The 11,539-nt window shown below is 45.8% G+C and carries 6 protein-coding genes; 4 read left to right on the top strand and 2 right to left on the bottom strand.

The window, feature by feature from the left end:
- Positions 1–131 precede the first annotated feature (131 nt).
- The 4 genes from SWOO_RS02980 (at position 132) to SWOO_RS02965 (ending at position 9,895) form a co-directional block, all read left to right on the top strand.
- On the top strand, positions 132–6,356 hold the full coding sequence (locus SWOO_RS02980; protein ID WP_012323221.1) for an Ig-like domain-containing protein: 6,225 nt from the start codon (positions 132–134) through the stop codon (positions 6,354–6,356).
- A 142-nt stretch (positions 6,357–6,498) separates the two neighbouring features.
- On the top strand, positions 6,499–6,864 hold the full coding sequence (locus SWOO_RS02975; RefSeq protein ID WP_012323220.1) for a group I truncated hemoglobin: 366 nt from the start codon (positions 6,499–6,501) through the stop codon (positions 6,862–6,864).
- A gap of 3 nt (positions 6,865–6,867) precedes the next feature.
- Complete coding sequence (locus SWOO_RS02970; protein ID WP_012323219.1) at positions 6,868–7,833, top strand: 2Fe-2S iron-sulfur cluster-binding protein; 966 nt, start codon at positions 6,868–6,870, stop codon at positions 7,831–7,833.
- Positions 7,834–7,945: 112 nt separating this feature from the next.
- Positions 7,946–9,895: an alkaline phosphatase D family protein gene (locus SWOO_RS02965; RefSeq protein ID WP_012323218.1), complete on the top strand. Its 1,950-nt coding sequence runs from the start codon at positions 7,946–7,948 to the stop codon at positions 9,893–9,895.
- Positions 9,896–9,918: 23 nt separating this feature from the next.
- Here the strand turns inward: SWOO_RS02965 and SWOO_RS02960 are convergent, their stop codons facing one another.
- Positions 9,919–10,389 (bottom strand): hypothetical protein, encoded by a 471-nt coding sequence (locus SWOO_RS02960; protein WP_012323217.1) that lies wholly within the window; start codon positions 10,387–10,389, stop codon positions 9,919–9,921.
- A 99-nt stretch (positions 10,390–10,488) separates the two neighbouring features.
- Complete coding sequence (locus SWOO_RS02955) at positions 10,489–11,409, bottom strand: pseudouridine synthase (RefSeq protein ID WP_012323216.1); 921 nt, start codon at positions 11,407–11,409, stop codon at positions 10,489–10,491.
- Positions 11,410–11,539 lie beyond the last annotated feature (130 nt).

Genomic DNA, 11,539 nt, shown 5'->3' with positions numbered 1-11,539 from the left:
CATCTATTCTATATTTAATGAAATAAGAAATGGATTTTTCGTAATAATCAGGTCAATCGAACTGAAATTATCAAATCGAAATTCAGTTCATTCATTGACCCAGCCTTTACCTTAAAGTGGAAAAGAAGCTGATGATGAATGAGACGTTAAAGCCATTATTAAACCGTTCAATTTTCCTGATGCTCCTTTGCATATACAGCCATAACCTCTATGCAGAGGGAACCTATCAGATGGATGCAGCCCATCCACAATATCTCGAAACAGATACCTTGATGTTTGTTCATGTCGATGGGGCAAATAAGTATATTCGCTTACACCTATGTCGGCAGTCTAATCAAAGTGGACAGGTCTATGCTGACATCTACTCAACGAATCTTGTTTCTGGCAAATATGTAAAAAACGCCAAGTTAGCAGATCTCACCTCCACCGTTGGGAATATTAGCTGTTCAGATCCCATGACTAACCCGCTTCCAGCAACTCCTAGTAGTGGTGAAGTCATGCACTATCAGGTATCAAGTGCGGGAGTGTATGCCGTCGATTTAAGTGAGTTATTTGATAATTACCAGAGGTGGGATATCTCAGTTGTCGATAACGTAGGAGACAGCGTCGATCCTATGGCTAACGACGGCAACTTATTCTCTTACCTATGGCGATTCGATACCCCTGGCTCTACGGAGCCCTATGCGGCAGATACTAGGATGTATATTCTAGCTCCGGGTGGTTTTGCTAACACGAATTATGTGTGGGCAGCCGACCTGCAAAACTTTGCCGGGGATATTCATAAAGTCCTCTCAAACAGCATAGGATTAAATCCACCCTACTCTGGCACGAGTAACTCTCTGTCATTCAGTATTGATGAGAAATTTCCCACTTACCTTAGCTACCCAAAAGGCGCCAGTCCCTCTCCAGCTCCTAGCAGTGCCGCTCAGCTAACCGACACCCTCAGCTTTATCGATAGCGCAGGTAACGACAATGAAATAACGCCCAATGGTGACACCATTGAAGATACAGGTACCTTCTCTTTTACTCCAAATGCAACAGGAACTTACGCCATCAGCGTAGCTGCGCTAGGGGGAAGCTATCAAGTTATATTACAAGGAGAGATGCAGCAAAATGTCACCGTTAATCACGTTTGGGATGGAAAAGATGCTGATGGGAACGCCATGGTTCCAGCCAAATATGATGTTAAATTAACCCTAAAGCTAGGTGAATCTCACTTCGTTGTTAAAGATGTTGAAACAAGTGGAGGAGGAACAAACAACGGCCTAACAATTTTACAGGCGACCGATGAAACAACGCTTGTGGGAACGCAGGTTTATTGGGATGACACTCCAATAGGCGGGAGTACGAATCTCCCCAGTGGCACCCTATCCTCTCTTGCATCAGTAGGTACACACCGCCATACATGGGGAGACTTTACCTTCACTAGCATTGGTGATCTCAACTACATAGACACCTATGTTTATGGTCTCTCAAGTGACTTTGCCACTGAAGCTATCAACGTCAATGCTAGCGCCCCGACAGTCACCTCAAATGGGGGGGGTCATGAAGCCGCAATCGAAGTAAATGAGGGCAGCACCTTAGTGACAAACGTTGTCGCAACGGGAGGTTCAGGGTCATACACCTATTCTATATTTGGCGGTGACTCGGCACTATTTAATATAGATGCCAGCGGAGAGCTCACTTTTCTTTCCGCCCCAGACTATGAAACGCCTTTAGATGCAGACACCAATAATGACTACTTACTGTTTGTTCGTGTAGATGGAGGCGGCACGTTAGAATATATTCATCAAGAACTCACCATCTCAGTTAACAACATACCTAGCTCTACTCCTCAAAGCATATCTGTAACCGAAGATACTCCTACATCAATCACTTTAACCGCAGCAGATATAGATCTCGATACCCTCAGCTACAGCATTACCAACTCTCCAAATAATGGGGTGTTGAGCGGCACGCTCCCTAACCTAACCTACACACCTAATTCAGATTATAACGGAGCCGACACATTCAGCTTTAAGGTCAATGATGGATTTACCGACTCCAATACGGCAACGATTTCAATTAATGTCAGCCCCATCAATGACACTCCCAGTGCCGGCAGCCAGAGTATTCCAGTAACAGAAGATACACCGACATCCATCACCCTCACCGCAACCGATATCGATCTGGACAGCCTCAGCTATAGCTTACTCACCTCCCCTGCAAACGGTAGCTTAAGCGGAACTCCACCTAACCTGACCTATACGCCAGCAGCAAATTATGCGGGCGGAGATAGTTTTACTTTTATCGCCAATGACGGCAACCTGATATCAAATACAGCAAGTATCACCATTACCGTGTCTGCGGTAAACGATGCGCCGACCTCGAATAACCAGAGCATAACGGTGACAGAGGATACTCCTAAAACTATCACCCTCATCGCAACCGATGTCGAGGCCGACAGTCTAACTTTCAGTTTAATCAGCTCACCCAGCAAGGGAGTTTTAACCGGCACCCTACCTAACCTGACCTACACGCCAAACCTTAATGAGACTGGAGCCGACAGTTTCACCTTTAAGGTCAATGATGGGGCCATCGATTCCAATATCGCCACGGTTTCAATCAATATCAATGCCATTAACGATGCACCAATCTCAAATAACCAGAGCGTGACAGTGGCAGAGGATACCCCTAAAGCTATCACCCTCATCGCAACCGATGTCGAGGCCGACAGTCTAACTTTCAGTTTAATCAGCTCACCCAGCAAGGGAGTTTTAACCGGCACCCTACCTAACCTGACCTACACGCCAAACCTTAATGAGACTGGAGCCGACAGTTTCACCTTTAAGGTCAATGATGGGGCCATCGATTCCAATATCGCCACGGTTTCAATCAATATCAATGCCATTAACGATGCACCAATCTCAAATAACCAGAGCGTGACAGTGGCAGAGGATACCCCTAAAGCTATCACCCTCATCGCAACCGATGTCGAGGCCGACAGTCTAACTTTCAGTTTAATCAGCTCACCCAGCAAGGGAGTTTTAACCGGCACCCTACCTAACCTGACCTACACGCCCAACCTTAATGAGACTGGAGCCGACAGTTTCACCTTTAAGGTCAATGATGGGGCCATCGATTCCAATATCGCCACGGTTTCAATCAATATCAATGCCATTAACGATGCACCAATCTCAAATAACCAGAGCGTGACAGTGGCAGAGGATACCCCTAAAGCTATCACCCTCATCGCTACCGATGTCGAAGCCAACAGTCTAACTTTCAGTTTAATCAGCTCAGCCAGCAAGGGAGCATTAACCGGCACCCTACCTAACCTGACCTACACGCCAAACCTTAATGAGACTGGAGCCGACAGTTTCACCTTTAAAGTCAATGATGGGGCCCTCGATTCCAATATCGCCACGGTTTCAATCAATATCGATGCCATTAACGATGCGCCAATCTCAAATAACCAGAGCGTGACAGTGACAGAGGATACTCCTAAAGCTATCACCCTCACTGCAACCGATGTCGAAGCCAGCAGTCTAACTTTCAGTGTAATCAGCGCACCCAGCAAGGGAGTTTTAACCGGCACCCTACCTAACCTGACCTACACGCCCAACCTTAACGAGACTGGAGCCGACAGTTTCACCTTTAAGGTCAATGATGGGGCCATCGATTCCAATATCGCCACGGTTTCAATCAATATCGATGCCATTAACGATGCGCCAATCTCAAATAACCAGAGCGTGACAGTGGCAGAGGATACTCCTAAAGCTATCATCCTCACCGCAATCGATGTCGAAGCCGGCAGTCTAACTTTCAGTGTAATCAGCTCACCCAGCAAGGGAGTTTTAACCGGCACCCTACCTAACCTGACCTACACGCCAAACCTTAATGAGACTGGAGCCGACAATTTCACCTTTAAGGTCAATGATGGGGCCATCGATTCCAATATCGCCACGGTTTCAATCAATATCGATGCCATTAACGATGCGCCCATAGCAGGTGGCCAAAGTATAGAGATGGTGCAAGCAAGCTCCATCGAACTCCAGTTAAACGCCACAGACACTGAAGGTTCACCATTGAGTTACGTTATCGTGTCATCTCCTCAAAATGGAACGCTAATGGGATCTGGTCCCAATTTAACCTACCAACCAACAGAGAGTTTTTCAGGAGATGATAGCTTCACATTTAAGGCCAACGATACTGAATCTGATTCAAATATCGCTCTCATCACGATTCTTGTTTTACCGGATCTCGATCGGGATGGAATTTCAGACAGTGATGATCTCGATGATGATGGCGATGGCATTTTAGATGTCATCGAAGGAGACTCCGACAGCGATGGCGACGGCATTCCCAACAGACTAGATACCGATTCTGATAATGATGGTATACCTGATAGTGAAGAGGGCCTAGTTGACAGTGATGGCGATGGAATCGCTGATTACCTCGACTCAAGCCAAGATGAAGACAGAGATGGGATCCCAGATATTGTTGAAGGAAATTTTGATAGCGATCTCGATGGCATCATTAACTACCTTGATATTGATAGCGATAACGATGGGCTAGTGGATGGATTTGAGGCTGGGATCTCAGGAGAGGACTCAGACAACGATGGGATAGATGACCTTTTCGATGTTCAGCAAACAAAAGGGAGGGATACGAATAACGATGGTATCGATGATGATATTGATCTTATCGACTCGGATAGTGACGGTAAACCTAACTACCTAGATATAGACTCAGACAACGACTGGATCCCCGATGCTATCGAGGCCACCTATGCCCGTGTTGATCTCGATAGTGACGGAATTACCGATCTTTACGATATCGACATGACACAGGGAGATGACAGTGATGGCGATGGGATTGATGACAGGTTCGATATCGATAACACCGGTCATTTCGATGCTGATAACGATGGGATAAGTGATGCAAAGTTAGAGGAAAATGATAATGACCACGACGGCTTAGCAGATCATATAGACATTGACTCAGACAACGATGGCATCATAGATACGAGCGAAACCGTCGCGCAAGACATCGATGAAGATAATGACGGTATAGCTGATATCTTCGACCCTGACTTCACTCCAGGAGATGACAGCAACGCTGACGGAATCATCGACAATATCCAGCTTACCGATAGTGACGCTGATAATGTTATTGATATGCATGACTTAGACAGTGATAACGATGGTCTACTCGATATTAATGAGTCCGGTGGAACCGATATTAATCACGATGGATTATTTGATGCCAACAGCACACAGCTCTTAACTCCCACTGACACAGACTTAGATACTATTCCCGATTTCATCGATCTGGACAGTGATAACGATGGCATTATGGATATCACAAACACTCCCGCTGCCACTTTAGATAAAAACAGCGATGGACGCATCGACCTATCAAACGATGATGATGCAGATGGCATAGATAACTCTTATGACAACATGCCTAATTGGTTCGGCACCGCTGCCCCCATAGATCATGATAATGACGGCATCCCTTCTGCGTTAGATAAAGATAATGATAATGACGGACTCTCTGACATTACCGAAGGTCGAGGCGATTTTGATCAAGATAATGTGGCCGATTACTTAGACCGTGACAGCGACAATGATGGCTTATCCGATACAGTTGAAAATAACTACCCAGCCCCGATGAATCTCGATCACGATAAAGATGGTATCGATAACGCATGGGACGTAGACATCACAGGTGGTATCGATACTGATAACGATGGCATTGATGATCAATTTACTCCGCTAAATTCAGATCTCGACTCTCAGCCAAACCATCTGGATTTAGACAGTGATAATGACTCCATTTCAGATACCAGAGAGGAGGTGATGATAGCGTTATCTAAAGTAGACAATAACCAAAATGGAATTGATGATACTGTCGATGTAGAGATCACCATGGGCGTCGATGAGAACTTCGACGGCATAGATGACAGCCTCTTAACCCAAAGCTACATCGACGATGATGATATCCCTAACTTTATCGATAGCGACAGCGATAACGATACTATCCCCGACAGTATTGAAGGGGATATCGATTCAGATAAAGATAACTCCCCCAACTTCATTGATCTAGACAGTGATAACGATGGAATACCTGATATCGAGGAGGGAGTCATAGATACCGATACTGATGGCATACCAAACTACCTTGATGATGATTCCGATAACGACGGAATATTAGACAGAAATGAAAATGCAGATACAAATCGAGATGGTGTTAATGATCGCTTACAGGCCAATACTCCAGTAGAGCTAGTAGGCTCAAGCTCTGGTGCGCTGGGCTTTACCTTAACTCTAATGTTAGCTCTATTCATCTTCATCAGGCGCAAAATATTATGACTCACAATACCTGATAGAAGCTGAGTACAAAGTCATCCAACTTGACGTTAGCTGTTGGTGTCCTAACCTCAAAAGAGCGTATTGACCTTTGGTAACTTCATAGAGATGGAACCAAATATTACTAGACCAACAGGGTATAAAAATGACAACACTTTTTGAACAACTCGGAGGTAACGCCTCTGTCGATGCTGCAGTGGATATCTTTTATCGTAAAGTATTGAGCGATGATAGTATCAGCCACTTTTTTGATGATGTAGATATGGATCGTATGCGCGCAATGCAAAAAAGCTTTTTAACCATGGCCTTTGGTGGACCAAATGATTACACAGGCAACTCCCTGCGCGAAGCCCACGCTCCTTTGCTTGAACAGGGCCTCGATACCAATCACTTCAACACTGTCGCAGGACACCTGCAAGCCACGCTCAAAGAGCTCAATGTATCGGATGAGTTAATCGAACAAGTCATGACTATCGCAGCTAGCACCCATGACGACGTATTAAGTTTATAGCCGATGAAGCAGATACACTGGCAAGAAAAAGCAATCACTCTCAATCAAGATGAGAGCGTACTAGAAGCCCTTCTAAGACAAGGGATTGACCTTGCCTACTCCTGCAAAAACGGCAACTGTCACACCTGCATGTTGCAAGCAAAAAAGGGAGATGTTCAAGATGCCCAGCCCGATATAAGGGAAAGCTGGAAAGCATTAGGCTACTTCCTCCCCTGTATCTGTTTTCCTCAGGGGGAGTTAACGGTATCCCCCATCACTCAGCAGGCGCTATTTTCCCAAGTTAAGGTCGCTGCCATTACTCCCCTTAGCAAGCGAATACTCAGCATCACACTCGACCCAGATACTCCACTGGAGTACCACGCAGGCCAATTTATCAATCTCAGACGATCCGATGGATTAACACGAAGTTACTCCCTAGCCAGTCACCCAGCCCAAGGAGATATGCTCGAGATTCATGTTCAGCGTATTGATAATGGTGGCATGAGCCAGTGGATACATGAGCAGCTATCACTAGATGACAAGCTTGAGCTATGCGGTCCCTTTGGCCATTGTTACTATCAAAAAGAGATGCAAACCATGCCCATGCTGCTGGTAGGAACTGGCAGTGGCTTAGCACCTCTACTTGGTATCGTCAAAGATGCACTGCATCACCAACATCAAGGGCCGATACACCTCTACCACGGAAGTCGAACCGCTGATGACCTATATGCCCAACAACTCCTGACTTCACTTGCGAGACAATACGATAATCTCCATTACTTAGGCTGTGTTTCTGGCACTCAGGCAGAGGAAAAAGATCGAATTCGCGCCGATGAGCTTGCACTTAAAAATCATCAAAACTTAAGTGGTTGGCAAGTGTACCTCTGTGGGCATCCCGATATGGTAAATAAGATGAAAAAACGCACCTATCTAGCGGGCGCCGATATCAAGAATATTTTCGCCGATCCTTTTATTCACAAAGTCAGATAATCCTCCCCTACTATTCCTAAACATAAGTTAACTCTTTTTCATTGAATTACCTTTGCAATTTAAGATCACTTGTTTAGTCTGGTAGGCAATGAAATATTGAGATTGGTATTAGATGAAGTCAGCTCTCCCCCTATTAGTTGCCGGCCCGATACTGCGCCATTGCGATCGGGATAACTTTACCCTCTGGTTTGTAAGCAGCCAACCTATGGACTCGCTCACTCTGACACTTAAACAGAGCTCAAGCCTGCACCAAGGTGAGCAACCTCTTTTCAGCAAACCGCTAACAAGTGAGCAGCTACACACTATTAGATTGGGCGAGCGAGCTTACCAATATATGGTTCAGCTCAAACAAACTCAGCTACTGCCAACTGAAGTAGAGATAAGTTATAGCCTTGAAGACAGCCAGCATGGTGCAATTTTTAGCGGCGTGGAGGCACTTAATTATGACGAGCAAGCAACACCGAATTTCGTTATCAAACCTGAAATTGACCATATGCTCCATGGCTCCTGTCGTAATGCCCACCATCACAGTGGCGATGCCTTAGTCGCAGCCGATACACAGGTAAGCCAAGACTTAAGCCCACAAGCCAGACCTTCACTCCTGATGCTCAGTGGCGATCAAGTTTATGTTGATGATATTGCAGGCCCCACTCTTTTTGCCATTGGAGAAACAATAAAACTATTGGGCCTGCCCCAGGAGAAGTTTACCCATGCCCAGCTCCCTGATAGCCACTCAATAAGTTACCATCCTGCCGCCATGTACCAAAGGCATAGGAACTTACTACCCAAAACCAACTACCCGGCCAAAACAGCACTAGGGCACTGGTATAAAAACCACCCGATCTTCACCTCCTCCCTCGCCGAAAATCATCTGGTGAGCCTAGGGGAGATAATCGCCTTCTACCTGTTAACTTGGTCACCGGAGCTATGGGATCGCATCGAAATTCCAAAAGAGGTTGTTGGCCTATCAGTCGCCAATACAGCAAGGTGGCAGCGAGAGTGGTTACACCTGCTTGAGTTCAAAACTGGGCTAAAACAGGTCAGGCGACTTATGGCTCATCTGCCCACCTATATGATATTTGACGATCATGATGTCACCGATGACTGGAATCTCACCGCCAAGTGGGAGGAAGCGGCTTATGGACATACATTTTCAAAGCGGATCATTGGTAATGCGCTGATAGGTTACGCCCTGTTCCAAGGGCTCGGCAACGGGCCTGATAAATTTAAACATGAGATCACTCCCAGCCTAGATGCTTTCTTTAATCAACCCAATGAACTCTACCAAGATGAGCTAATCGATAAACTACTCCGATTTGAACATTGGCACTACAGCCTTAATACCAGCCCAAAAATAGTAGTTCTAGATACCCGTACCCATAGATGGCGCAGTGAGTCTAATCTGGCTAAACCCTCTGGCTTAATGGACTGGGAAGCCCTTATGGAGTTTCAACATGAACTAATGGGCCAAGATAAGGTGATCATCATCTCCGCCGCCCCTATGTTCGGGGTTAAACTGATTGAAACAATTCAAAGAACCGCAACCTTACTCGGAGGTTCTCTATTAGTCGATGCTGAAAACTGGATGGCTCACCCAGGAACTGCCAACACTCTGTTGAGCATATTCCAACACAGAAAAACCCCAGAGCAGTTTGTGATCCTATCAGGGGATGTACACTACTCCTTTGCTTACGATATCCGTATTCGTTTCCGTAAAGGGGGGCCGAAAATATACCAGATCACCAGCAGCGGCATTAAGAATCAGTTCCCCGAAAAGTTACTGCCAATTTTCGATAAACTTAATGGTTGGCTATATGGACACTTCTCACCACTTAACTTCTTCACTAAGCGTAAGCGCATGTCAATTCGTGGCAGAAGGCCTAACGGTGCTCGCAGTCAGCGACTGTTTAACGAGAGCGGTATAGGAGTGGTGAGCTTTGCACCAAATGGAGCACCAACTAAAATTGCTGTTCTTCACGCAGATATGAGTGAGACCCTTTTTCAGGTCCCCAGCCGTGATAAACATGGCGCTCAAAATGCCGATTCATTGAGTGATGATTGACCCTAAAGGTGATTGTTAATTACCTAATTCACAGCTGTGGGTGCGGGACGACTGACGGGCGCTACGCGCTGCGCTTGTACTGCAGGCCTTTGAGGACGTGAGAGATCTTTTCCAGCACTGGGGCCTGGATCGGCCTCTGCTACCAAGTCTGCAACTTGAGGTGGCGGGGTTTGTGCCTCATTTTGTCTCTCTCTTTCTGACCAAGAAACCGCCTTCTCAATCGGAGCGTTAACAGTAGAGAGGTTGATGGATTCAGGCGGCAAAGTGGAAACTGGTGTTAAACCCTCATCTGATTTCACCAGGGTTGAAACCGTCGCTAACTCTACATTTTCTCGCCCTGGGTCAGAGATATGAGCTAACGTCTTGGCAGGCTGCTCACTTGATTGAGATGGAGTGAGAGAGGCTGAAGGGTCTTGGGTGAAAATTTGATAACCCAAGGCAGTAATACCAACAAAAGTTACTAAACCTAAAGCGGTGAGGCTCGTTTTATCCATTACCCTTCTCCCTGTATGTGCCGCGTCTGGCGACGATATCCTAACTTATAACCCAGCTTAAAATGAACGCGGCAGAAAAACAACAATTGAATACAATATTCAAGATAAAGATAAAGCATCACACTCAAGTTTAATCAACTGGCCACTCACGGGGTCGGTAAAGGTAAGCCGCCTAGCCAAAAGCTTAAGAGGCTTACTGTAGTCATCAGGGGCCTTAGGCTGTAGCTCTGGGTAACATCTGTCATTTAAGATTGGCATGCCTAAGCTTTGCATATGTACCCTAAGCTGATGAGTGCGCCCCGTGATAGGAGAGAGATTAAACACACCTAGCTCACCGTTTATCTCAATCAACTGGATCTCTGAGTGAGTATTTGGCTCCCCCGGTGCCACTCTCATGGTGAATGTGGGCTCCCCTTTCACCATACGGTTCTTCACCGTCCAATTAAGTGGAAGTGATAGCTCTCCACGCTGATGTTTCAGTAGCAATTCAGGTGTCAGTTTAGCCAGCGCTTGGTACTCTTTGCGGATCTGTCCAAACTTGAACAGGTCATGGTATCTTTGACGATGCTCAGGATGCAGGCAGAGTAATACTAGGCCCGCTGTCGCCCTATCAAGCCTATGAGCAGGCACTATAGTCTCTAATCCAGTTTTAATCCTCAATCGATTAACCAAACACTCATTAATCACATTCCCACTTGGATGCAATGCTAGAAAGTGGGGCTTAAAAGCGACAATAATCCTCTCATCTTGATAGATAACCTCTTCATCGAAAGGCACCTTAGTCTCACTCACCACTTCACGATAGTAATAGACTCTTGCTCTTGGTCTATAGGGAGTATCAAGCTCAATCAAGCTTCCATCTTGCCAATGTACTTTTCCCTCAACCACTCTCGATTGCCACACGCTAGCATCAATCTGAGCAAAACGTTCAACCAGAAAGCTGAGTACTGTCGGTTTATCGGTAATATGTTCAGGTAACACAACATAGGAGGCTTGGGTTGCAAGGACTGAGGAAGACATGAGAGTTAACTATTAAAAAGTGAGAAGTGTATTTTAACAGAATTATAAACGCTGGACACTGCGAATAAGGCCCATAATAGAGCAGTAGAAATAGGCTCTAGATAACGACATAGGCTCGTAAACAGGGCCT

The sequence above is a fragment of the Shewanella woodyi ATCC 51908 genome (genome assembly GCF_000019525.1).
GTDB classification, from domain to species: Bacteria; Pseudomonadota; Gammaproteobacteria; order Enterobacterales; family Shewanellaceae; genus Shewanella; species Shewanella woodyi.
This window is presented reverse-complemented; position numbering and strand designations above follow the sequence as displayed.

What these genes read in the sequence shown, in the direction of transcription:
- SWOO_RS02960 (WP_012323217.1), bottom strand. Translation starts at nt 10,389, where the DNA reads ATGGATAAAACGAGCCTCACCGCTTTAGGTTTAGTAACTTTTGTTGGT.
- SWOO_RS02975 (WP_012323220.1), top strand. Translation starts at nt 6,499, where the DNA reads ATGACAACACTTTTTGAACAACTCGGAGGTAACGCCTCTGTCGATGCT.
- SWOO_RS02955 (WP_012323216.1), bottom strand. Translation starts at nt 11,409, where the DNA reads ATGTCTTCCTCAGTCCTTGCAACCCAAGCCTCCTATGTTGTGTTACCT.
- SWOO_RS02970 (WP_012323219.1), top strand. Translation starts at nt 6,868, where the DNA reads ATGAAGCAGATACACTGGCAAGAAAAAGCAATCACTCTCAATCAAGAT.
- SWOO_RS02965 (WP_012323218.1), top strand. Translation starts at nt 7,946, where the DNA reads ATGAAGTCAGCTCTCCCCCTATTAGTTGCCGGCCCGATACTGCGCCAT.
- SWOO_RS02980 (WP_012323221.1), top strand. Translation starts at nt 132, where the DNA reads ATGATGAATGAGACGTTAAAGCCATTATTAAACCGTTCAATTTTCCTG.